Source organism: Caulobacter sp. ErkDOM-C (assembly GCF_048541825.1).
Lineage (GTDB): Bacteria > Pseudomonadota > Alphaproteobacteria > Caulobacterales > Caulobacteraceae > Caulobacter.
The window spans coordinates 660,690-683,922 of record NZ_CP183332.1 but is presented as its reverse complement, the minus strand read 5'-3'; the positions used below and the strand labels follow the sequence as shown (position 1 = coordinate 683,922).

Here is a 23,233-nt window from a genome sequence, read left to right as displayed (position 1 = left end):
GCAGGCGCGCGGTCACCGTAATCACAGACTGCTCTGCAACCGACGCGCCACGTCGCGGGCATGCGCCAGTCGCTCCGTCAGCGCCGGCCACCGGTTCCAGCTCTCTGCAAAGGCCAGAATGTACGATAGCTGGGCGAAGACGGCCCCGGGCGTCGCCTTGGGCGTGGCAATGAGAGCCAGTGTCCCGACGATCAGCGTGAGCAACAGGATCCAGTTCATCAGATAGATCCCGATCTCGGCATCTGAACGCGCGACCTGCAGCTTGCGTCGACGCATCAGATGGGCGCGCAGGCCGCGCGGCGTGGCGCTGCTCAGGACGTCAAAATCGCGCTCGGTCCGGTCGTTGAGGGCGGCGTTAAGTCGCTCGACCTTGCCGGCATAGAGTCGATCCATGGCGACGAGGGTCGCGGCGACAGCGAGCCCCGCCAGACCGACTCTCCAGTCATACCAGGCTGAAACCGCCAGGGAGCCGACGCCGGCAACGATGGCCGCCAGCCCCTCGGGCACGCTGCGTTCGTAGGTCTGGACCACCTCGTGAACCTGTCGCAGGCGCGCGACCCTGACGCCGGGTGTGTCGACACTGGACATCACCGCCAGCGACAGGCGTTGCTCCGCAGCGGCGAAGACCCGGGTGTCGTAGACGCGCCGCAAGGCGCCCGACAGCAGGATCGCGCCCGCCCCTCCGGCCAGCAGCAGCAGCCCGGTCTGGTCCCCGACCAGCAGACGGTCGATCGTCACGCCGATCAGGGCCGGCAGGGCCAGCAGCGAGACTTCCTCGACAAACAGCAGACCATAGGCCGCAAGGACCCGGAGGCGCTCTGGACCGAACAGGCTCAGCGACGACGTCATCATGACACGGCCGTTCCCGGCGGGGCGATGATCAGGCGCAGGCGGGCCCGCCACGAGCGCGCCGCCCTGAGGTCGCGCCACAGCGATCCCGCCTCCGCCGTATGCACCGTCCACAGATGACTGGAGCCGATCGGCGTCGTCAGGCCATAGATCGGCTGCTCCCGCTCCGGTTCCCAGGTGCCGAACAGGCGATCCCAGAGGATCAGGATGCCGCCATAGTTCTTGTCCAGATAGACGTCCTGGGACCCATGATGGACGCGGTGATTGGCGGGCGAGTTGAAGATCCGGTCGAACCAGCCCAGGCGGCCGATCGTCTCGGTGTGCAGCCATTGCTGATAGGCCAGCATCAGGCCGAAGGCTGCCGCCACGAGCAGGGGATCAAATCCGATCAGGACGGCGGGCAGATAGAACCAGGGCGACGTAAACCCGTCCACGAAGGACACCCGCAATCCGGTCGTCTGGTCATAGCGCGGAGAGGAATGGTGCACCGAATGGGCCACCGCCCACAGGCCCCGCACCCGGTGCGCCATCCGGTGATCCCAGTAGAACAGGAAGTCCACCAGGAGCAGGCAGAGCAGAGCGCTCCACCCATTTGTCGGAATGCGCCACGGCGTAAGGGCATCTGCCGCGCCCCACAGGACCGTGATGAAGGCGACAACCACGCCACTCGTGGCCAGGGCCGGCAGCAGGACGCCGGCGCTGGCCGCCATCTCCTTCCAGGCCGCACGGTTCAAGGTCCGGCGCTGCCGCCAAAGCTCGATCGGCAGCATGATCAGGATCACCGCTGCCAGCGCACCGGCAATCAGCTCGAACAGGGGGATGATCTGCATAGCGCGCCTTTCGATGAGTGAGCGCTCACTCTTTGACGAGAGGGCGTCATCATGTCAATGGAAAGTGAGCGCTCGCTCATCAAATGGAGACCTGTGATCCGTACCGCTGACCCCGACCTGCAGCGCCGTCGCTCGTCCGAGATCGCCATCGCCGCCGCGCGGGTGTTTTTGGCCAAGGGGTTTCATGGGGCCAGCATGCAGGACGTGGCGCGCGAGGCCGGCGTCAGCATGGGGCTGCTCTATCGCTACTTCGAAGACAAGGCCGCGCTGATCGCGGCGGCGGCCACCATCGATCGCGCGTCCATGTTGGCCGAGATCGCTGAGCTGGGCGAGGTCGCCGATCCTCTGGCGGGGCTGGAGGCCCTGTTGGCGAGTATCGAAGTGACGGCCCTGGAGCCGGGCTATGTCGACTTGGTGACCGAGGTTGCCGCCGAGGCCTGTCGAAATCCGCGCGTCGCCGCCGTGCTGAAGGAAGACGAGCTCGAGCTCTACACGGCGCTGGTCGCCGCCCTCACGCGCCAACAGGCTGCCGGGCGGCTGAGGGCCGATGCCGATCTGGCTTCGTTCGCCTTGCTGTACCTGACCCTCGCAGACGCCCTGGCCTTGCGTCTCCGCTTCGAACCCGAACAGCCGATCGCCCCCCTGATCAGCGTCTTCTCGCCATCGATCCGGGCGCTGAAGCCCTAGGGTTTCAGTTTCGGCGACAGTGCACCCATTGGGATTGGGGGAACAGTGCGCGCACGGAACCCCTCCCTCTCTCAAAGAGAGAGGGTTTCAAGAGCGCTTATCCCCGTGCCCGCACGGGGATAAGCTCGCCTCGCCCCCAACGAAATCAACGCCCTAACCCCCCAACCCAGCGTCACGATCCAAAATCGACGCAGCCCCCTGCAAACCTCCCGCATAATCACGCTCGCCCCGCCACTGGGGAGGCCGTCCAGCTGGCGACCTGACGGGTGGCGGGGGCGGTTGTGCGGGTCGTGCTCGCCAAACCGTTGTCGAAGGACCCGCTCGGGTCTGGTCGGCGGAGCGTGGCTAGCCCCTCATCGGGGAGGCGGGCGCTCCGGACCGGGCTCCAGCGTCGCGGGACAGCCCTTCGGTGACGGCGGCGAGCGCTGCAGGCGCGGGCTGAAATCGCCCGCGCGGTCCGGAAGGGTCGCTATCCCTTCCGCCCGCCAGGGGCCTAGCTACCGGAGCGGGTTAAAACCCCGCCAGCCCGGCGATGCTCCTGACCAACAACCGCGCGGAGCGCTCCGGCCACGGCCGAAACGGTACTCCACTACAAACCCATCCGGGCCTGGCCCGGACGCTCCGCCGCCTCCCCACTTGCCGGTGAATACCGGCGAGGCTGCGAACCTGTGTCCGCGGGGCGTCCACGGGATGACACCACGCAGCGCTCCCCCTAGGCTGCCCCCGCCAGTCAGGGATTCTCGCCGCATGACCAACACCCTTCGCCGCTCCGCCTCGCTAATCGCTCTGGGCGCAGTGCTGCTCTCCACGCCGGCGCTCGCCGCCGCCCCGTCCGGCCGGGCAAAGACCGATCACGCCGCAACTGTGGGCAGGATCGTGGCCTCAAAGCCCTTCAAGAAGGCGGCCGAAAAGCTGGACGCCGACTTTGACCGCACCATCGCAGACGTCATCACCCTGACCGAGATCCCCGCCCCGCCCTTCAAGGAAGAGGCCCGCGCCAAGGCCTATCTGGAGATGCTCAAGGCCCATGGCCTGAGCGATGTGACGATGGACGCCGAGGGCAATGTGATGGGCGTGCGGCCCGGCACGGCGACCAAGGGCAAGGGTCCGTTCGTGGTCATCGCCGCCCACCTCGACACCGTCTTCCCTGAAGGCACCGACGTGAAGGTCAAGCGCGAGGGGACCCGGCTGATGGCCCCCGGCATCGGCGACGACACTCGCGGCCTGGCCACCCTGCTGGCCTATGTGCGGGCCATGGACGCGGCCGGCATCAAGACCAAAAGCGACATCCTGTTCGTCGGCAATGTGGGCGAGGAAGGTCCGGGCGACCTGCGCGGCGTGCGCTATCTGTTCAACAAGAGCGCCTTCAAGGGCCGGATCACCGCCTTCTTCTCGATGGATGGCTCCGACCCCTCGCGCATCGTCGACGCCGGCACCGGCTCCAAGCGTTACCACGTCACCTTCAAGGGTCCGGGCGGCCACAGCTACGGGGCCTTCGGCACCGTCAATCCGATGACGGCCATGGCCAAGACCGTGGTCGATCTGTACGCGGTCGAAACGCCCAAGGATCCCAAGACCACCTATTCGGCCAGCGTCACCGGCGGCGGCACCTCGGTCAATTCGATCCCGCACGAGGTGTTCATGGAGTTCGACATGCGCTCGGAAAGTGCTGACGAGCTGGCCAAGCTGGACAAGACCCTGATCGGCATTCTCGACAGCGCGACGGCGGCCGAGAACGCGGCGCGGTCCACCCGGTTTGGCAAGATCAGCTATGACCCCAGGGTGATCGGCGAGCGTCCGGCGGGCAAGACCCCGGCCGAGCAGGCGATCGTGGGCCTGACGGCGGCAGCCGTCACCGCCTTTGGCTTCAAGCCCGAGCACGGCGCCTCCTCGACCGACTCCAATATTCCCATGAGCCTAGGCATCCCCGCCGTGACCATCGGTTCGGGCGGCAAGGCCGGCCGGGCCCACGCCCTGGACGAATGGATCGACATCGAGAAGGGCGAAAGCCTGAAGGGCATGCAGGTCGGTCTGGCCGCCCTGCTGGCCGTGGCCGGGGTCGACTAGGGGCTCACGGCAGGGCCGACTGTCACGCCAACGCCATACGGGGACGGTATCTGGTCCAGACCAAACTGAACGAGGTTTCCCGTGAGCGCGATCGACCGCCGCCACCTGATGTTATCGGCGGTCGGGGCGCTGAGCGCGCCGCCGGCCATCGCCCGGGCGCTGGCTATCGACGCCGACGTGCGGCGCGGGACCCTGGACGATGTCGAGCACGTGGTGATCCTGATGCAGGAGAACCGCTCGTTCGATCACTATTTCGGCGGCCTGAACGGCGTGCGCGGCTTTGCCGACCGCTTTCCGATCCCGGTCGCCGATATCCCGGGCCGCACGGGCAAGACCGTCTGGAGCCAGGCCAACGGGAAATCCGCCGAAGGCCCGCCGCTGATCGCGCCCTTCCCGCTGAACAGCGCCCAGACCTTCGCCCATATGCGGGTCGAGGGCACGCCCCACAGCTGGCCCGACGCTCAATATGCCTGGGACCAGGGCCGCATGGACCGCTGGCCGGAAAGCAAGCACGCCCACGCCATGGGCTATTACCGGCGCGAGGACATTCCGTTCCAGTACGCCCTGGCCGACGCCTTCACCCTCTGCGACGCCTATCACTGCGCCACCCAGACCGGCACCAACACCAACCGCCTGTTCCTGTGGGGCGGGACCAATGATCCGGCCGGCAAGCTGGGCGGCCCCTCGATTTCCAATTCGCACGACGAGCTGGCCACCAAGGGCGGAGCGGCCGAGGGCTATCGCTGGAGCACCTATGCCGAGCGCCTGCTGGCCGCCGGGATCACCTGGCGCGTCTATCAAGACATGGACGACAACTTCACCGACAACCCGATGGCCGGGTTCCAGAGCTTCCGCGACAGCCACGCCAAGGCGCCCGGCGCCGATCCGCGTCTGGCGGCGCTGGGCCTGTCGACCCGCAAGCTGGACGGCCTGCGCGAGGATGTGCTGAACGGGACCCTGCCGCAGGTCTCCTACCTCGTCGCCCCCGCCGCCGATTCCGAGCATCCCGGCCCGTCCAGCCCGGCCCAGGGCGCCGACTACACCGCCCGGGTGCTGGACGCCCTGACCGCCAATCCCAAGGTCTGGGCGCGGACGGTGCTGCTGGTGATGTTCGACGAGAACGACGGCTTCTTCGACCACGTGCCGCCGCCTTCGCCGCCGTCGCGCGATCCGGCCCGGCCGGGCGCGGTGCTGGGCGGCTCGACGGTCGACACCTCGGCCGACTACCACCAGGTGCGCAACCCCACCGAGGCCAAGGACGAGCGCGACGACCTGATGGGCCGCCCCTATGGCCTGGGTCCGCGCGTGCCGATGTACGTGATCTCGCCCTGGAGCCGGGGCGGCTGGATCAACAGCCAGGTGTTCGACCACACCTCGGTGATCCGGTTGCTGGAAACGCGGTTCGGGGTGATGGAGCCCAACATCTCGCCCTGGCGGCGCGCGGTGTGCGGCGACCTGACCAGCGCCTTCGACTTCCGCACCCCCAACACCAAGCCCTTCGTGGCCGACCTGCCCAAGACCCTGGAAGACGCCCGTCGCGCGGGGGCCCTGCCCGGACGCACCACGCCGCCGACCCCACTCCTGCCGCTGGTGCCGCAGCAGGCGGCGGGACCGCGCCTGTCGCGCGCCCTGCCCTACAGCCTCGAGGTCGCCGAAGGCGCACGAGACGGCGCCGTCGTCCTGCGGTTCGCCAATGCCGGCAAGGCCGCCGCCGTGCTGCATGTCTATGACCGCCTGCGGCTGGACCAGCCGCCGCGCCGCTACACGATCGAGCCGGGCAAGCGCCTGGAGGACGCCTGGCCGACCGGCGCCTATGACCTGTGGATCCTGGGTCCCAACGGCTTCCACCGTCACCTGATCGGCGCCGCGCCCCAGAGCGAGCCCGTGGTCGAGGTCGCGTCTGAGGCTTCTAGCCGCGCCCTGACCCTGACCCTGCGCAACGACGGCCCAACGCCCCGCCGCATGGTGGTCACGCCCAAGCCCGCCGGTCCGGCGTGGCGGATCACGCTTAAGCCCGGCCAGGCCGCCAAGCGCGTCTGGCCGCTGAAGTCGACCGGCGGCTGGTACGACCTCTCGGCGCGGATCGAGGATGAAGCCGGCTATCTGCGACGCCTGGCCGGACGGCTGGAAAGCGGCGCGGACTCGTTCACCGACCCGCTGATGGCCGGCGCGGCGCTGATGGATCAGTCAAGCTAAAGCGCCAGCAGAAGGATCGGCAGGACGGCCCCCGCCGCCAGCAGGATCCAGCCCGTGCGCTTGTCACGTCCATAGGCCTGGGCCATCCAGACGCCGAGGATCGTGGACGTCGCCAGGCCGATGGCGACAATAAGGAAGATCGCCCTGAGGATCGCCACCGAGACCTTGGTTTTCTTCTCGGCTTGGGCGGGCGCCGCAGGACCCGCCGCCTTCGGCTTGGCCGGCTCGGCCGCCCGCTTGGGCTTGGCTTCGAAGGCCTGCTTCATGTGAACGCGGCCCAGCTTTTCGAACAGCGGGGCAGACTGATAGCCGGGCTGGGTCTCGTGCAGGCCATAGAGCTGGTAGGCCCCAGTCAGTGCGAAGAACACCACGCTGGGCGCAATGAACAGGCCCAGCCAGCTGTGAATGCGCCGGATCAGCGCAAGCCTCAGGGCGGGATTGACGCGCGGCTTGGCTGGACCGGTCATGAGCTCTCTTCGGGAATCTGGCTGCACGGCGGCCCTAGACAGGCCCCGCGACCGCGTCAGCATGGTCTGTGGGCCGGGCAGCGCGAATGACCTGGATCAACTCACCGCCGCAACGGTGTCTAGCGCAGTTTCGGCGCGGCTTCGGTCTTCAGTTCGGCCAGGGCCAGCTTGGGGGTGTCCTCACTGGCGGCGACTGACCCGCCGTCGGCCAGCATGCGGTCGATGCGCGACTTCTTGGCCTTGAACGACGCCAGCTCTCCGCCGCTCAGGATGGTGCCCTGCGGCACCTTGGCCCCGATCGGATTGACCCGCTGGCCGTTCAGCCAGACTTCGTAGTGCAGGTGGGGTCCGGTCGACATGCCGGTCGAGCCGACATAGGCCACGACCTGACCCTGGCGAACGCGCATACCGGCCTTGATGCCCGGGGCATAACGCGAGATGTGGGCATAGCCGGTGTCCCACTTGCCGGCGTGACGGATGCGCAGCCAGTTGCCATAGCCGCTCCAGCGGCGGGCCTCGACCACGACGCCGTCGCCGGCCGCCAGGATCGGGGTGCCGGTGCCGGCGCCGAAGTCGACGCCCTTGTGGGCGCGGTTGAAGCCCAAGACCGGGTGGCGGCGCGCGCCGAAGGTCGAGGTGATGCGCGCGCCATCGACCGGGGTCCGCAGCAGGAAGCCTTTGATGTTCTTGCCCGTCTCGTCAAAGAACTGAGACTTGCCGTCGCGCTCGAAGCCGTAGAAGCGCTGGCCCTTGACCTCGGCATACTCCAGATCGCCGGCCTCGATGGTGCGGCCGCTCTCGGTGACCTTGCGGTCGAACACCAGGCAGAACTTGTCGCCTTCGTGGATGTCCCGCGAAAAATCGATCTTGTGCGAGAACAGCTTGGCCGCGTCGCTGATCACCCGGGGGGTGCCACCCACATTGGCGACGCTTTCATAGAACGAGCCGTTCATCTCACCGCAGGCGACCTTGGTCTCCTCGGTGACCTTTTCCTCCAGCTCACGCAGCTTCAGGGCGCCGTCGAAGGTGCGCGAAACGGTCAGGGTCGAGGACGGGCTGGTGCGCATCGACAGGCCGATCAGGCGAGCGGGGCCAGCCACGCCACCACCACGACCACTACGGCGCTGGGCGATGGCGGCTTCGAAGGCCATGCCGGCCTTGATGTTGACGGTGTCGATCGCGCCATGCAGGGCAGCGACCACCTGACGGGCTTCTTCCGGGGCGACGCCGGCGCGCTCGACGGCATTTTCGAGCGTCTCGCCGGGACGCACCTTGACGGGGATGCTTTGGGGACGATCGAAGCCGGGCTGGGCCTCGGCGCTGGCGAAAGCGATATGCTGCAGAGCGACCAGGGCGGCCGGATCGAGCGCGGCCTTGACGGGAGTCGGGACGTCCGCAGCCGTCAGCTTCCAACCCAGGCCCAGAGCGGCCAGGCCGGCGACGGCGGTGAACAGCCGGGGCGCCAGGCGAAGGGTCGGGCGTCGCGGATCAAATTCTTGCATCGGTCCCCCGTCGGTTTCGATGCCGCGCAAGGTCAAAATGACACGGCTGGATAACCCCCAGCAAACGCTGCGCCGGAACATGGCGGTGAGCCTTTCCAGCGGCAAGCACTATTCTGTGCTTCGGTCGCTTTGTCACGGAGGAGGTTGAAAGGCCCGGCCCACCAGGGTCCAAGCCTGTGATTGTAAAAAGAAAAACGCCCGCCTTTGGGGCGAGCGCTTTGCTTGTTCGAAAAGAAGCGGTGCGCCGATCAGGCGGCGGCGACTTGCTCGTTCGGATCGCGCAGCACGTAGCCGCGGCCCCAGACCGTCTCGATATGGTGCTTGCCCTGGGCCGAGGCGGCCAGCTTCTTGCGAAGCTTGCAGATGAAGACGTCGATGATCTTCAGTTCCGGCTCGTCCATGCCGCCGTACAGGTGGTTGAGGAACATCTCCTTGGTCAGGGTCGTGCCCTTGCGCAGGGAGAGCAGCTCCAGCATCTGATATTCCTTGCCGGTCAGGTGAACGCGGTTGCTGTTCACTTCGACCGTCTTGGCGTCGAGATTGACCACGATGTCGCCGGTCTTGATGACCGACTGGGCGTGACCCTTGGAACGACGGACCACCGCATGGATGCGGGCGATCATTTCGTCCTTGTGGAAGGGCTTGGTCATGTAGTCGTCGGCGCCGCCCGAGAAGGTCTTCACCTTCGTGTCGATTTCCGACGAGCCCGACAGGATCATGATCGGCGTGTTCACCTTCGCAACCCGCAGGGTGCGCAGAACATCCAGGCCGCTCATGTCAGGCAGATTGAGGTCGAGCAGGATAAGATCGTAGTCATAGATCTTGCCCAGATCGACGCCTTCTTCGCCGAGATCCGTCGTATAGACGTTGAAGCCTTCAGACTTCAGCATCAGCTCGATGGTCTGCGCCGTTGCGCTGTCATCCTCGATCAACAGTACGCGCATGAGCCCCTCCACGCCACTCGGTGGCGTTATTCGACGTCTTGGCGGAAGCCGCCTGATTAACCCTGCCTGCACTGTGCGGCGAGTTAATTTAAGACTGGTTAATGGTGAATGATCCTGTTGGCAGAATGGTTAATCTGATTTGCGAATCGGGTGCAAGCGGTCGCTGAGTCGCAGCGCAAATTCGTCGGGGATGACTTTCAAGCCCGCCAAAGCGGATTCTCCCGCACCGCGAAATCGCTAAAACCCTGCCCCTTCACGGTTATCTCTCCTAGGGCTGACCCCGAGGCAGGGATGCGGCGCCATTAGCCGTTGCGGCGCCATTGCGGCGTTCTGTCGCTAAGATTTTCGAGGGCTTTCCGACGTCGCCGCGGCGGCCTGTCGCGGGTCAGGATGCCAGACTTCTGGAGACAGCCGGCAGAGCTGCATTCCGACGTCCTGTGACATTCGGGGGACTTTCCACCCAGACAGATCTGCCAGTGCCGTACGCCAGCGACCCCGACTTTGACCGTGCGGCGTTCCACCACATCTTCAACGCAGCGATCGCAGCGTTTTTCATCGCCAACCTGCCCCCAGCGCATCCCTAATTTCACAGGTGGTTAACGCTGTCGGTCGAGGATGGAGCCTCACTGCCGAGAGCTGATTTGCGTAGCCTGATCGCCGCCATTGAACGTATCGACCCGCTGACCATTTCCGGTCGCGTCGCCGCCGTGAATGGCCTCCTGATCGAGGCCCGCGGCGGTCTGACGCGTCTGGCGGTCGGGGCCCGGGTCGAGATTGACCGGCTGGGCCTGCCCGTCCTGCCGGCCGAGGTCGTCGGCTTCCGCGAAACCCGCGCCCTGCTGATGCCCTTCGGTCCCGTCGAGGGCGTGGCCCCCGGCGCCGAGATCCGCATCATGCCCGAAGGCGCCACCGTGCGGCCGACCAAGGCGTGGCTGGGCCGCATCATCAACGCCTTTGGCGAGCCTATCGACGGGCTTGGCCCACTGCCGCAGGGCGAGGTGCCCTACCCGCTCAAGGCCGCGCCCCCACCCGCCCATGCCCGCGGCCGGGTCGGCGAGCGCATTGACCTGGGCGTGCGGTCGATGAACGTCTTCACCACCACCTGCCGCGGCCAGCGCCTGGGCATCTTCGCCGGCTCGGGCGTCGGCAAGTCAGTGCTGCTGTCGATGCTGGCCAAGGAAGCCACCTGCGACGCCGTGGTCGTCGGCCTGATCGGCGAACGGGGCCGGGAGGTGCGCGAGTTCATCGAGGAGACCCTCGGCGAGGAAGGCCTCAAGCGCGCCATCGTCGTGGTCGCCACCTCGGACGAGCCGGCCCTGACCCGCCGCCAGGCCGCCTACATGACCCTGTCGATCAGCGAGTACCTGCGCGACCAGGATCTGGAAGTGCTGTGCCTGATGGACTCGGTGACCCGCTTCGCCATGGCCCAGCGCGAGATCGGCCTGGCTGCCGGTGAGCCGCCGACGACCAAGGGCTATACGCCCACCGTCTTCACCGAACTGCCCAAGCTTCTGGAGCGCGCCGGGCCTGGCCCGATCCGTCCCGACGGCAGTACGGCAGCGCCGATCACCGCCCTGTTCACCGTGCTGGTGGACGGCGACGACCACAACGAGCCCATCGCCGACGCCACACGCGGTATCCTGGACGGCCACATCGTCATGGAACGCGCTATTGCCGAGCGCGGCCGCTTCCCGGCGATCAATGTGCTCAAATCGATCAGCCGGACCATGCCCGGCTGCCAGTACGACCATGAGCGGATGATCGTCAAAGGCGCCCGCCAGGTGATGGCCGCCTATGCCAATATGGAAGAACTGATCCGCATCGGCGCTTATCGCGCCGGGGCCGATCCCGTTGTCGATCGCGCCATCCGCCTCAATCCGGCGATCGAAGAGTTCCTAAGCCAGGACAAGGACGAGGCCACCAGCCTCGACGATTCCTTCGGACACCTGGGCAGTATCCTTGAGAGTGACCACGCATGACCAAGTGGGCCGCATCCCTGATCCGGATCTCGACCCACGAGGTCGAGACCCTGCAGAAACGACTGGCCGACATTGTCGAGCGCCGCATGGCCGCCGAACTGCGCGTGGCCATGCTGGACGCGGAAGCTGAAGCCGAAGCCAAGCAGGCGGAAACCTGCAGCGAAGCGGCCTGGATGATGACCAGCTATCGCGAGGGCTCCAAGCGCAAGCGCTCCACCATGATGCTGCAGATCGAGCAGTGCCAGATCGAGGAACAGGGCGCCCGCGACGCACTATCCTTCGCCTTCGAGGCGCTGAAGAAGTACGAGCACGTGGCTGAAGCGGCCAAGGTTCTGGAGCGCAAGAAGATGAGCGCGTTCGAGAACGCCCAGCTGGATGAGCTGGGCCTGCGCCGCAAGGCGGTTGCGGGTCGCTAAAGGACGCCGGCTTCCAGTTCGTCAAGATAGATGAACTCGGGAGTCTTCACGCCGGCCAGGCGGCGGATCTCTACCAGGCGCGGCGACTCGAAGAAGCGGCGCGCGTCGTCGTGGGAGGTCCAGGTCGAAAAATGCACGATCCGATTGGGGTCGCTATCGTATTTCAGAACCTGATAGCTGCGTTCCCCGGCCTCGCGCCGGATGTCGGCGGCGTTGTCGAACACGGTCTTCCAGGCCGGATAGTCGGCCACGTCATGGATGATCAGAACCTGAGGCATGCCGTCAGTCGGAGGACGACGTCTCACGCGGAGGACGGGCCCGAATCAAGGCGTGGTCGGCGTCGCTGGTCTGGCGCAGGGCGCGCAGGTCTTCGCTGATCCGGAAGATCGCCACATAAAACTCGCAGAAGGCGCGCCAGAGCAGCACCATCGCGCCGGCGACCAGCAGACCCGCGATCAAAACCGGAAAGGCCAGAAGCAGCGAGCCGATGCCGGGCTCCTTGAGCGCCAAGCCCACGGCGGCGCCGACGACAGAAAAGGCGAACAGGGCCACCACGCCAAGGCCGGCCCAATAGATCAGGTGGATCACCGGACCTGTCACCAGCCGATCGAAGGTCAGGAGGTCCCAGAAGATGGCGCTGCTGGATTTTGTCTTGTTGGCCGGAGGCATACGAACAGACCCGAAATCGGCGACAAAACCGCCGTCTTGGCGCATCGCTAGCAGCGCGAAGCCCGCTCGGCAATGCCGAGCGGGCCAGAGCTTCAGAAGGAAGAAGCCTTTACTGGGGCTTGGCGCCGGCCAGAGTCGCGTCGATCTGGGCCTTGGTCGCCGTGGTCGTCAGGGCGCCCGCGTTGGAAGACAGACTGGCGCTGGGCAGGGCAAACTTCACGCCCCCGTTGGTGATCACCACATTGACCGAGCCATCGGCAGCGGCGCTGGCGCCTGAAATCGTGCCGACCGACACGCCGGCCGGGTCCTTGACCTCGGTCCCGACCTTGAAGTCGCTGGTGACCGTTGCTGAGGCGGGCGCGGCGCTGGTGTCGGCGCTGGGCTGCGCCGGCGAGGTGGCGGTCGTCGTGGTGGTTGTCGTGCTGCTCATGTCGGCCGGCGTTTGCAAAGCGGGCGGAGTCGGCGTGGTGGCGGGCAGGGCCGGAGCCGCCGCCGGCGAAGCCGCTTGCGGCTTCTGTTGACCCGGCGTCGGCGTGGCCATGGTGCTTTGAGCGGAGGCCGCGCCGGCGAAAGTCAGGGTCGCGGCGGCGGCGAAGAAAGCGATTTTTCGGCTGTGCATGTGAAAGCTCCGTCGGTGTCGGTCTGCCCCTGCCCGGGAAAACTAACGTCACCGCACGGCTGCGGTTCCGATCGGCGCCCGACACTGCAGGCTGTCAGGACGGGTCGCCGGCGCGCCGTCAGACCATGCCGACGGTCTTCAATCGCGCCCGCGGATGGATCTCGTTCTGGCTCATCACCACGGTCTGCCCCCGGAAACGCTCGATGATCGAACGGACATAGGGGCGCACGCCGGGACTGGTCAGCAGAACAGCGGCCTCGCCCTGCAGAGCGGCGCGCTCGAAGGCCTCGCGAACCCCCCGGATGAACTCCTGCAGACGCGACGGCGCCAGGGCCAGCTGCTTGTCGTCGCCGGGCCCGACCAGGGATTCGGCGAAGGCCTGTTCCCACTCGGCCGAGAGGGTGATGATCGGCAGGGCGCCGTCGTCGCCGCGATTGGCCCAGCACAGCTGGCGGGCCAGACGGGCGCGGACCTGTTCCACCAGCTGGGTGACCGAGCTGGTGTGCGGCGCGGCCTCGCCGATGCCTTCCAGGATCTGCGGCAGGTCGCGGATCGAGACCCGCTCCTTGAGCAGAGCCTGCAGCACGCGCTGCACGGTGGTGGCCGTGGCCACGCTTGGGATCAGGTCGTCGACCAGCTTCTTCTGGCCTTCCGGCAGGTCCTTCAGCAGCTTCTGCACTTCCGAATAGGACAGCAGGTCGGCCATGTTCTCCTTGAGGATCTCGGTCAGGTGCGTGGTCAGCACGGTGGCCGGATCGACGATGGTATAGCCGCGGAAGGTGGCTTCCTCGCGCAGGTCGTCGGCGACCCAGGTGGCCGGCAGGCCAAAGGCCGGCTCGCGCACATGCTCGCCGGGCAGTTCGACCTGGCCGCCGCGCGGGTCCATGGCCATCAGCATGCCGAGGCGAACCTCGCCGGCGCCGGCTTCCATCTCCTTGATGCGGATCGCATAGCCCTGGTTGGCCAGGCGCATGTTGTCGAGGATGCGCACCGGCGGCATCACGAAGCCAAACTCGGTAGCCAGGGTCTTGCGCAGGGCGCGGATCTGGTCGGTCAGGCGGCGGCCGTCCAGGTCGTTGATCAGGGTCAGCAGGCCATAGCCCAGCTCGATCTTGACGTCGTCGATGGCCAGGGAAGCGCTGATCGGCTCCTCCTCCGGCTCACCCGCGACCGCCTCGGCCAGGGCCGGGTCGATGGGCGGGGGCAGCTTGGCGGTCATCGAGCGGCGATAGGCCAGGAAGCCCGCGCCCAGCGACAGCGCCGCGAAGGGAATGATCGGCATGCCGGGGATCAGGGCCATGACGCCCGACGACGCGGAGACCATGCCCAGCGCCACGGGGTTCATCGACAGCTGCTTGGTCAGGGCGGCGTTGGCCGAGCCCTCGACGCCGGCCTTGGAGACGACCATGCCTGCCGCGATCGAAATGATCAGGGCCGGAATCTGGCTGACCAGACCATCGCCGATGGTCATCAGCGTATAGGTGGCCGAGGCCTCGCCGATCGGGATCTTGTGCTGGATAACCCCGATCAGGATGCCGCCGATGATATTGATGGCGGTGATGATCAGGCCGGCGACAGCGTCGCCCTTCACGAACTTCGACGCGCCGTCCATGGCGCCGAAGAAGGTCGATTCCTGCTCCAGGTCCTTGCGGCGCTGCTTGGCGGTCTCCTGGTCGATCAGGCCGGTCGAAAGGTCGGCGTCGATGGCCATCTGCTTGCCGGGCATGGCGTCCAGGGTGAAGCGGGCCGCGACTTCGGCGATCCGGCCCGAACCCTTGGTGACGACCATGAAGTTCACCACCACCAGGATGATGAAGACGATCACCCCGATGACGAAGTTGCCCTGCATCATCAGGTTACCGAACGCCTCAATGACCGCGCCGGCGCCGTGTGCGCCTTCGTGGCCATGGCCCAGGATCAAGCGCGTGGAGGCGATGTTCAGACCAAGGCGATAGAGGGTCGCCACCAGCAGGACGGTCGGAAACGAGGTGAATTCCAGCGGCTTCTTGATCAGAACCGCCGTCATCAGGATCAGGACCGAACCGGTCAGCGAGACCGCCAGCAGCAGGTCCAGCAACATCGGCGGGACCGGCAGAATCAGCAGGACGATGATGCCAACGACGCCGACCGCCAGGCCCATTTCGCCGCGCAGGATCCCCGCCCACAGCGAACTGGCGCTGGGCATGGCGGATGCGGTCTTGGGCAGGGCGGCGTCGGCCATTCAGTGCATCGTTCCTATAGGGCAGCCCAAGCGCTTGAAGCGATTTGCGCGGGGTCGCCAGGTCATTGAGCGATCGCCGTGAAGCGACTTGCCCCTCCGGGCTGCTTCGCAGCCGTCCCCGCCCCCATGGGCGAAAGATGAAGCGCGGAGGGGGCGAGTGGTGAATTACGCCGCGTGGGTCATCCCGCCCTGCGGCGGCGGCACCGAAATGCCGGCGTCGCCATATTCCTTGAGCTTGTTGCGCAGGGTCCGGATCGAGATGCCCAGGATATTGGCGGCGTGGGTGCGGTTGCCCAGGCAGTGCTCCAGGGTGTCGATGATCAGATGCTGCTCGACCTCGGCCACCGTGGAGCCCACGAAGGCGCGCGAGATGGCGTCGGCAGCCATCTGAGCGCCGCGCGCGACGGCGGCCTCTGGGTTGGGGGCCATGGGTTGACCGTCCGGCAGGCGGATGGCGAACTCTTCAATCTCCGAGCCAGGCGACAACAGCACCGCGCGGTGCATGGCGTTTTCCAGCTCGCGCACGTTGCCCGGCCAGCGGTGGCCGATCAGACGGCGCTTGGCCTCGGCCGAGATCGGCTTTTCAGCAACGCCGTTGGCGGCCGAGTACTTTTTGATGAAGAACTCGCACAGGCTCATCACGTCGGCGGGGCGCTCGCGCAGCGGCGGCAGGCGCAGGTTCACGACGTTGAGGCGGTAAAGCAGGTCCTCGCGGAACGTGCCGTCCTTCACCGCAGCGGTCAGGTCGCGGTTGGAGGTGGCGAGGATGCGGATATCGACCTTGACCGGCTTTGAACCGCCGACACGGTCGATCTCGCGCTCCTGGATGGCGCGCAGCAGCTTGGCCTGCAGACGGGTGTCCATCTCGCTGATTTCGTCCAGCAGCAGGGTGCCGCCGTTGGCTTCCTCGAACTTGCCGATGCGGCGGGCCATGGCGCCGGTAAAGGCGCCCTTCTCGTGGCCGAACAGCTCGCTTTCCAGCAGGTTCTCGGGGATGGCGGCGCAGTTGACGCTGATGAACGGCGCCTTGGCGCGGCGCGACTTGCTGTGGAGGTAACGGGCCATCACCTCCTTGCCCGAGCCGCTTTCGCCGGTGATCAGGATCGAGGCGTCGGACGGCGCGACCTGGTCGGCCAGGCGGATGACGTTCTCCATCGACGGATCGCGGACGATCATCGGGCGCTCGTCATCGGTGACGGCGGCCAGGACGGCGGCGATCAATTCGGCGTCCGGCGGCAGGGGAATGAATTCCTTGGCCCCGGCCTTGATCGCGGCGGCGGCGCGCATCGGATCGGCGTCGACCCCGCAGGCCACGACCGGCACCCGGATCCGCTCGGATTCGTTGGCCGCGATCAGGCCCGCGATATCCAGCGAGTAGTCGACCATCAGCAGGTCGGCCCCCTGGCCTGCACGCAGGGCGTGGGTCGCCTGCTCGATCGTCTCGACATGCGAGACCTTGGCGCCCGTGTTCATCGCCATTTTCACGGCGACGGAGAGCTGTCCGTTCAGTTTACCAACGACGAGAAGCCGCATGATCTTGTCCTCCTTGACGCTTCAGGCTCAGCCCGCCGCGTCGCCGTCCTTGATGATTTCCGTCATGGTCACGCCCAGGCGTTCGTCGACGACGACCACCTCGCCCCGGGCCACCAGCCGGTTGTTCACATAGATGTCGATCGCCTCGCCGACCTTGCGGTCCAGCTCCAGGATGCTGCCCTGGGTCAGCTGCAGCAGCTGGGCGACAGACATATGGGCGCGCCCGAGAACCGCCGAGATATTGACGGGAACATCGAACACCGGCGCCAGGTCGGAAGCGATCTTGTCGCTCATTTCGACGGGCATCTCCGAAGCCAGCATCTGGCCCCCGAACTCGTCGAGCGTGAGATTGTCTTCGGCCATGGCAGTCAGCTTTCGCTAGCGGGAAGCAGGGGTTCAGCGTGAAGTCCCTCGGCGGCGATGGCCGCTTCGAGGGCGTCGGCGACGCGTTGCGTCGCCTCGTCGGGATCAAAGGACGCCCGGCCGTCACCCCAGTCGAAGGTGAAGGCGGCGGGAGGCATGTTGCTGTCGGCGCGGGCCGCGATCTGGCCCGGAAAGCCGATCGCATGAGCGGTCTCGTCGAGCGCTGCCTGAGTGCGATCGACCAGATCCGCCGACACCCGAACGATGATGCGGGGCTGGGCCTCAACCTCGCGGGCCAGGGCCACCAAGGCCGCGCTGGCCGGCGCTTCGGGAAAGCGCTGCAGGGCGGCGTCGGCGATCTTGCGACCCACCGCCAGGGCCAGCAAAGCCGAGCCCGAGCGATGCTCGTGGGCCACGGCGGCGAGGGTCGAAAACGCGTCGCGCACAGCGCCGGCGATCTCGTTCAGGGCGTTGGCGGCGTGCTGCTCGGCACGCGCCACAGCCGAGCGTTCGCCCTGCGCAAAGGCCTCGGCCTTGGCGGCCTCGACGTCCTCAGGCGTGAAGCTGCGCTTGGGCCGGGCCGGAGGCTCGCGCATGCCGCCGCGATCATCGAACACGGTGTCGAAGGCGAAACGCTTGTGGGGGATGTCGTTCATGCTGCCATCTCCCCTAGTAGATCAGCTCGTCGTCGCTGCCCGAACCGGCCAGCATGATCTCGCCCTTGGCGGCCAGGTCCTTGGCGACCTGGACCATCGCGACCTGGGCCTGATCGACGTCCTTCAGACGCACCGGGCCCATGCTCTCCATGTCCTCGCGCATGATCTTCGACGCGCGTTCCGACATGTTGGAGAAGAACATCTCGCGCAGCTTGTCCGAGGCGCCCTTCAGGGCCAAGGCCAGCTGTTCCTTGCTGGTGGCGCGCAGCAGGGTCTGGACGCCGCCCGGATCCAGCTTGGACAGGTCTTCGAACACGAACATCAGGGCGCGGATGCGCTCGGCGGCCTCACGGTTGCGCTCTTCCAGGGCCGCGATGAAACGGGCCTCGGTCTGGCGGTCAAAGTTGTTGAAGATCTCGGCCATCATCTCGTGGCTGTCGCGCTTGGAGGTACGCGCCAGGTTGGACATGAACTCGGTGCGCAGTGTCTGCTCGATCTTGTCGAGGATCTCGCGCTGCACCGGCTCCATTCGCAGCATGCGGGTGACGCATTCCAGGGCGAAGTCTTCCGGCAAGGATGACAGCACGCGAGCGGCGTGGTCGGACTTCACCTTGGACAGCACCACGGCGACGGTCTGGGGGTATTCGTTCTTCAGATAGTTGGCGAGAACCGCCTCGTTCACATTGCCCAGCTTGTCCCACATGGTGCGACCCGCAGGACCGCGGATCTCTTCCATCAGGGCGTCCACCTTTTCAGGCGGCATGAACGAGTTCAGCAGGCGCTGGGTCTGCTCGTAGGAGCCCATGATCGCGCCCGTCGAGCTCATGCCCGAGACGAACTCGACCAGCAGCTCTTCCACCACGCTGGCGGACACGGTGCCCAGGCCGGCCATGGCCTGAGAGACTTCCTTGATCTCCTCGTCATCCAGGGCTTCCCAGATGCGGGTGTGATCTTCGCCAAGCGACAGCAAAACGATCGCGGCCTTTTCCGGCCCGGCCAGTTTGCTCACATCGTTGACGGACGCTTTCATGGCCATCAGGTCGACTCATGCAGCCAGGTGCGGAGGATGGCGACCGACTCATCGGGATGCTTGTCGACGAACTCGGAGACCCGCTTGATCGAGGAGGCCTTCACCTGACCCTCGATCTTGGCGATGTCGATGCGGTGGTCGATGTCTGCGCCGGGTCCAGATCCGGGTCCGGCGATGGCCATCGGCTCGCCGGACTGGCTCATCACAACTTCCTGGGTCGAGCCGTCCGACAGGGTGACCATGCGGGTGACCTGTGGCGCGCCCAGCGTCACCTGCTGCGGTGAGGGAGTCATCATGTTCTTCACGAACGGACGGACCGCGAAAAGCAGGATCAAGATGGCCACGATGCCCAGCACGGCCAGTTCAGCGATGCGCATGATATCGTTCTTGCCAAAGGCCGCCAGCAGCCCGTCCTTGCCCAGCGCCTGATCCTCAGGCTGCGGGAAGCGGATATTGGTCACCTTGACCTGGTCGCCTCGCGCGGCGTCGAAGCCGATGGCGGTCTTGACCAGATCTTCCAGCTGGGCGCGCTCTTCCTCTGTGCGGGGCGTATAGGCGCCGGGCTTGCCGTCCTTGCCGGCCGGGGCGGTGACGCCATCGATCGCAACAGCAACCGCCAGCTTCTTGATCGTGCCGGGCTCGGTCACTTCAGTGCGAACCGATTTGGAGATCTCGTAGTTGGTGACGCTCTCGTTATTGCCCGTGCGCGAGCCCAGCTGCTGGAAGCCGTTGGCGCCGCCGCCGCCCGGGATGTTCTGGGCCGCCGTAACGCCGCTATTGTCGTCGTTCTTGGTTTCGCTGCTGTTGGCTTCGTTGGTGCTTTCCGAACGGATCACCTGGCCCTCGGGATCGAACTTCTCTTCCTGGACGGTAATGCGGTTCAGATCGAGCTCAGCGGTGACATTGACGCGCACCTTGCCGGGGCCCAGCACGCCTTCAATCATGTCCTTGACGGTCTTGGCGATGCGGGCCTCGGCCTCGGACTTGCGATCCTGGGCCAGCTGACCGGCCAGGCTTTCGTCGCTGGCGGCCGACAGGGTCTTGCCGTGCTGGTCGATGACATTGACCTTTTCCGGCTTCATACCGGCGACCGAGCCGCCGACCAGGTTCTGGACGGCGCGGACCATCTCGGCCGACGGCTCGCGGCCACCCGTGCTGATGGTGACGGCGGCCGAGGGTTGCTCGGCGTCTTCTTCAAAGATCTGGCGCTTGGGCAGAACCAGGTGGACCCGGACCGAATTGACGCCCTGCCACTCCTTGATGGTGCGCTCAAGCTCGCCCTGCAGGGCGCGCTGACGGTTCAGCTGCTGGACAAAGTCGGTCTGGCCCAAAGCGTTGCTGCTGTCGAAAATTTCGTAGCCGACCGAGCCGGACGTCACCAGACCCTTGCCGGCGACCAGCAGGCGGGCCGAGGCGACCTTGTCGCGCGCCACCATGATGGTCGAGCCATCGCCCTTGGTCTCGTACTTCACACCGGCCTGATCCAGAGCCTGGGTGACTTCCGAGGCTTCCTTCAGGTCGAGGTTGGAATACAGGAGCTCGGTAGGCTCCTTACCCATGAACATGATCAGGGCGACCAGAATGGCCACGACGCCGGCGCCCACGCCGATCAGAGCGGCGAGCCGGCCAACGCCGAACCTCTGTATCGCGCTCAGAAAGCTATCCACTCAGGCCAATCCCCCAGAAAGCCACCCCGACGGGGGACAATGGCGGCGGTTGCCTGCAGGCTTCCGTCGCTAGGCAGGATTTACCCAGTTCAAGGTAAACGAGGCGTTTATATTTGGCGGACCCGAGCCGGTCCTGAAGCGCCAAAACGTCGCGGCCGCGCCCCGGGAAGGGCGCGGCCGCTGAACGTTCCAGAACAGGCCTCCAACCACCAACGGCTGGAAAACCCATATCTTTCAAGCCCGCCCTTAGCGGTACTGCTGGAGCCGGGTGGTCCTAAGACCCGCCAGACCATGCTTGTCGATCGATTGCTGCCAATTGAGGAATTCCTCATTGGTCAACTTGTATCGATCGCACGCTTCGTCGAGCGAGAGCAGACCGCCGCGAACGGCGGCGACTACCTCGGCTTTCCGCCGGATCACCCAACGCTGGGTTTCCGGAGGCGGCAAGTCGGAGAGAGTTAGAGGCGCACCGGTCGGACCGATAACGTACTTCTCACCCCGGCTGTTCGTGCGCTGCTGCTGCAACATGGCTTTACGCCTTTCCCACAACCATCACTGTTGGAGGTCACTATAGGCGCCAGCCAATAACAGCGGCTTAATTCCAATAGTAAAGAAAGGCCTAAACACCCGCTTCCCCCTGAAGTCTTTAGTGTGCCGATGTGGAACACAGCTATTAAATCGAGTTAATACCTATAACTATCGCTTAATGCTCAAGAGCTCCTCAAGCATCTGGTCAGCCGTCGTGATGATTTTTGATGAAGCGGAGTAGGCTCTCTGTGTCGTGATCAGCCCGGTGAACTCAGTGGACAGATCGACAGTCGAGGCTTCCAGTGTGGAAGGCGCGATGACACCAGCACCGCCCTGTCCTGGGGTCTTCAGGCTGTAGGTGCCGCTCTCGTTGGTCACGCGGTAGGCGTTGCCATTCACGCCCTTCAGGCCGTTGGCGTTCGAGAAGGTCGCAACGGCGACTTGGGCAATCCTGCGGGTGACGCCGTTGTCGAAGATCGCCGAAACATAGCCTTCGTCGTCGACTTCGATATTGGTCAGGTTGCCGAAGGCGGTGCCGTTGGTGTTGACCGACTGGACGACCGACTGGCTGTTGAACTGGGTCAGACCGCCGGCGGCGTTGGCCAGGTCGATCTGGATGCTCTGGGCGTCGATGCCCAGGGCGTCGGCCCAGCGCGGGGGCTCAATCTGCGATGCGGGCAGCGGCGGGGCCACGAACACGTAGCTTGGATCCGATGCACCGATCGAGATCGAGGTCGGCGTGGTTCCGCCAAACAGGTTGCCGACGCTGGAAAGCTTGCCATCGGTGGTGAATGTCAATTTGCCCGAACTAATCTGACCGTTGGCATAGTTGTCCAGGTCGCCCGGCTTGGCGCGGATTTCGGCGAACCATTCGTTGGGGCCGTTGCCCTTCAGCAGCGAAAGGGTGACCGTGCGCTGGCCGCCCTTGGAGTCCGAAACCGGAACCTGGATTTCGAAGTCCGGCTTGACGCCCTTGAGTGGGTCTAGAGCGTAGTCGGACATGGAGTTGTTGCCGGCGTCGTAGATGTTGCCGGCAATGACTTCAGCATCTGTGTTCATGCCGAACGCCGTCAGCGTCACAGTCGGCGTCGCCGCGCCCGTGCCGCTGGTTTCCACGGCTGGCATGGTGCCCGGCAGGGTGCTGCTGATGAAGGCGCCGGTGGTGGTGTCATAGACGTTCTGGCCGGAGGCGACGAGGACGCCAGCCTTGCGGATTTCGACGTCATAGGTGCCATCGGTGCCGGTCGCGGCGTAGGCGACGGTGTAGTTGGCATTCGACGGGGTGCTGTCGGCGATGGCGTTCTTGGTCAGAACGACCTTCGATTGGGGTGAAATCGGCTGTTCCGAGCGCAGGTTGGCGTTGACGGCCGCGCGGGTGGTCTTTTCAGCCGTACCGCCGACGGTGCCGACATTGATCGAGTCCAGCTGGGTCAGGTCCGACGGGTCGGGCGTGATATCGCCGGTCACCGGATCGGCCAGCCAGCCCTGCAGGTAGAGGCCGGCGTCGTTCTTCAAGTAACCCAGATTGTCCAGCTGGAACGAGCCTGCGCGGGTGAACGAGCGGGTGTCAGTGGCAGTCAGACCTTCTGGCTTTTCAGTGCCGACGAAGAACCCCGAGCCGGAGATCGACAGGTCGAGATTGGATGTCGAGGACTGGGTCAGGCCCTGTTGCGTGATGAACTGGTGGGTCAGCGCCTTGACGCCGCCAGCGCTATAGGTCGCGTTCTTGCTCTGCGAGGTGACCAGGGTCGAGAAGTTGGCGGTCGAGCGCTTGTAGCCAACCGTGTTGACGTTGGCGATGTTGTCCGAGATCGCAGCCAAGGCGGACGAGTTGGCGATGAGGCCCGAGACGCCCGAAAGCATGGCGCTGTTGATGCTCATGACGAAATTCCTGCGTTGAATATCAAATGACTGGGGTTCAGCGCGGTTTGCGTTTGGGCTCGGCGGAAACCATTTCCGGGGAGAGCCGCGTCGGCGTCATTCTGACGCCCGGTTCATCGGGTGGTGACG

General features: G+C 65.8%; 21 protein-coding genes. 5 read left to right on the top strand and 16 right to left on the bottom strand.

Annotated elements, in window-relative coordinates:
• Nucleotides 1-21 precede the first annotated feature (21 nt).
• Nucleotides 22-852 (bottom strand): ABC transporter six-transmembrane domain-containing protein, encoded by an 831-nt coding sequence (locus tag ACN2C8_RS03250; protein ID WP_419254395.1) that lies wholly within the window; start codon nt 850-852, stop codon nt 22-24.
• On the bottom strand, nt 849-1,679 hold the full coding sequence (locus tag ACN2C8_RS03245; RefSeq protein WP_419254394.1) for a sterol desaturase family protein: 831 nt from the start codon (nt 1,677-1,679) through the stop codon (nt 849-851). The genes ACN2C8_RS03250 and ACN2C8_RS03245 overlap by 4 nt, the downstream gene beginning before the upstream one ends.
• A 93-nt stretch (nt 1,680-1,772) precedes the next feature.
• Here ACN2C8_RS03245 and ACN2C8_RS03240 point away from each other — a divergent pair, with 93 nt between their 5' ends.
• The 3 genes from ACN2C8_RS03240 (at nt 1,773) to ACN2C8_RS03230 (ending at nt 6,629) form a co-directional block, all read left to right on the top strand.
• Nucleotides 1,773-2,366 carry a TetR/AcrR family transcriptional regulator gene (locus ACN2C8_RS03240; RefSeq protein WP_419254393.1) on the top strand — a complete coding sequence of 198 codons (594 nt, stop codon included), beginning with the start codon at nt 1,773-1,775 and terminating at the stop codon, nt 2,364-2,366.
• Nucleotides 2,367-3,113: 747 nt separating this feature from the next.
• Nucleotides 3,114-4,433: a M20/M25/M40 family metallo-hydrolase gene (locus ACN2C8_RS03235; RefSeq protein WP_419254392.1), complete on the top strand. Its 1,320-nt coding sequence runs from the start codon at nt 3,114-3,116 to the stop codon at nt 4,431-4,433.
• 81 nt (nt 4,434-4,514) lie between these two features.
• Nucleotides 4,515-6,629 carry a phosphocholine-specific phospholipase C gene (locus ACN2C8_RS03230; RefSeq protein WP_419254391.1) on the top strand — a complete coding sequence of 705 codons (2,115 nt, stop codon included), beginning with the start codon at nt 4,515-4,517 and terminating at the stop codon, nt 6,627-6,629.
• Here ACN2C8_RS03230 and ACN2C8_RS03225 read toward each other — a convergent pair.
• From ACN2C8_RS03225 to ctrA, 3 genes are all read right to left on the bottom strand, one after another.
• A complete protein-coding gene (locus ACN2C8_RS03225) occupies nt 6,626-7,096 on the bottom strand; it encodes a hypothetical protein (RefSeq protein WP_419254390.1) in 471 nt (156 codons plus the stop codon). The genes ACN2C8_RS03230 and ACN2C8_RS03225 overlap by 4 nt on opposite strands.
• A 119-nt stretch (nt 7,097-7,215) precedes the next feature.
• Nucleotides 7,216-8,598: a peptidoglycan DD-metalloendopeptidase family protein gene (locus ACN2C8_RS03220; protein WP_419254389.1), complete on the bottom strand. Its 1,383-nt coding sequence runs from the start codon at nt 8,596-8,598 to the stop codon at nt 7,216-7,218.
• Nucleotides 8,599-8,846: 248 nt separating this feature from the next.
• Nucleotides 8,847-9,542 (bottom strand): response regulator transcription factor CtrA, encoded by a 696-nt coding sequence (gene ctrA, locus ACN2C8_RS03215; protein ID WP_419254388.1) that lies wholly within the window; start codon nt 9,540-9,542, stop codon nt 8,847-8,849.
• A gap of 641 nt (nt 9,543-10,183) precedes the next feature.
• Here ctrA and fliI point away from each other — a divergent pair.
• Entirely contained in the window at nt 10,184-11,521 is a 1,338-nt protein-coding gene (gene fliI, locus ACN2C8_RS03210; RefSeq protein ID WP_419254387.1) for a flagellar protein export ATPase FliI, read from the top strand.
• Nucleotides 11,518-11,937 (top strand): flagellar export protein FliJ, encoded by a 420-nt coding sequence (locus tag ACN2C8_RS03205; protein WP_419254386.1) that lies wholly within the window; start codon nt 11,518-11,520, stop codon nt 11,935-11,937. Before fliI ends, ACN2C8_RS03205 begins: the two co-directional genes overlap by 4 nt.
• On the opposite strand, the gene ACN2C8_RS03200 is transcribed toward ACN2C8_RS03205, so the two are convergent.
• The 11 genes from ACN2C8_RS03200 to flgE all read right to left on the bottom strand — a co-directional run bounded on the left by ACN2C8_RS03200 (nt 11,934) and on the right by flgE (nt 23,104).
• On the bottom strand, nt 11,934-12,215 hold the full coding sequence (locus ACN2C8_RS03200) for a putative quinol monooxygenase (RefSeq protein WP_419254385.1): 282 nt from the start codon (nt 12,213-12,215) through the stop codon (nt 11,934-11,936). The two genes, ACN2C8_RS03205 and ACN2C8_RS03200, sit on opposite strands and share 4 nt — an antisense overlap.
• 4 nt (nt 12,216-12,219) lie before the next feature.
• Complete coding sequence (locus ACN2C8_RS03195; protein WP_419254384.1) at nt 12,220-12,651, bottom strand: DUF4282 domain-containing protein; 432 nt, start codon at nt 12,649-12,651, stop codon at nt 12,220-12,222.
• Between the two features lie 64 nt (nt 12,652-12,715).
• The gene (locus ACN2C8_RS03190) at nt 12,716-13,225 is read right to left on the bottom strand and encodes a hypothetical protein (RefSeq protein WP_419254383.1); all 510 of its coding nucleotides are present in this window, start codon (nt 13,223-13,225) and stop codon (nt 12,716-12,718) included.
• 118 nt (nt 13,226-13,343) lie between these two features.
• Nucleotides 13,344-15,446: a flagellar biosynthesis protein FlhA gene (flhA, locus tag ACN2C8_RS03185; RefSeq protein ID WP_419254382.1), complete on the bottom strand. Its 2,103-nt coding sequence runs from the start codon at nt 15,444-15,446 to the stop codon at nt 13,344-13,346.
• A gap of 165 nt (nt 15,447-15,611) precedes the next feature.
• Complete coding sequence (locus ACN2C8_RS03180) at nt 15,612-16,979, bottom strand: sigma-54 interaction domain-containing protein (protein ID WP_419254381.1); 1,368 nt, start codon at nt 16,977-16,979, stop codon at nt 15,612-15,614.
• A 27-nt stretch (nt 16,980-17,006) separates the two neighbouring features.
• A complete protein-coding gene (gene fliN, locus ACN2C8_RS03175; protein ID WP_419254380.1) occupies nt 17,007-17,342 on the bottom strand; it encodes a flagellar motor switch protein FliN in 336 nt (111 codons plus the stop codon).
• Between the two features lie 5 nt (nt 17,343-17,347).
• Nucleotides 17,348-17,998 carry a flagellar assembly protein FliH gene (locus ACN2C8_RS03170; protein ID WP_419254379.1) on the bottom strand — a complete coding sequence of 217 codons (651 nt, stop codon included), beginning with the start codon at nt 17,996-17,998 and terminating at the stop codon, nt 17,348-17,350.
• Nucleotides 17,999-18,011: 13 nt separating this feature from the next.
• On the bottom strand, nt 18,012-19,034 hold the full coding sequence (gene fliG / locus ACN2C8_RS03165) for a flagellar motor switch protein FliG (RefSeq protein WP_419254378.1): 1,023 nt from the start codon (nt 19,032-19,034) through the stop codon (nt 18,012-18,014).
• On the bottom strand, nt 19,034-20,695 hold the full coding sequence (gene fliF, locus ACN2C8_RS03160; protein WP_419254377.1) for a flagellar basal-body MS-ring/collar protein FliF: 1,662 nt from the start codon (nt 20,693-20,695) through the stop codon (nt 19,034-19,036). Before fliF ends, fliG begins: the two co-directional genes overlap by 1 nt.
• Nucleotides 20,696-20,941: 246 nt before the next feature.
• The gene (locus ACN2C8_RS03155) at nt 20,942-21,223 is read right to left on the bottom strand and encodes a DUF1153 domain-containing protein (protein ID WP_062148715.1); all 282 of its coding nucleotides are present in this window, start codon (nt 21,221-21,223) and stop codon (nt 20,942-20,944) included.
• A 168-nt stretch (nt 21,224-21,391) separates the two neighbouring features.
• The gene (gene flgE, locus ACN2C8_RS03150) at nt 21,392-23,104 is read right to left on the bottom strand and encodes a flagellar hook protein FlgE (RefSeq protein ID WP_419254376.1); all 1,713 of its coding nucleotides are present in this window, start codon (nt 23,102-23,104) and stop codon (nt 21,392-21,394) included.
• Between the last annotated feature and the right edge of the window lie 129 nt (nt 23,105-23,233).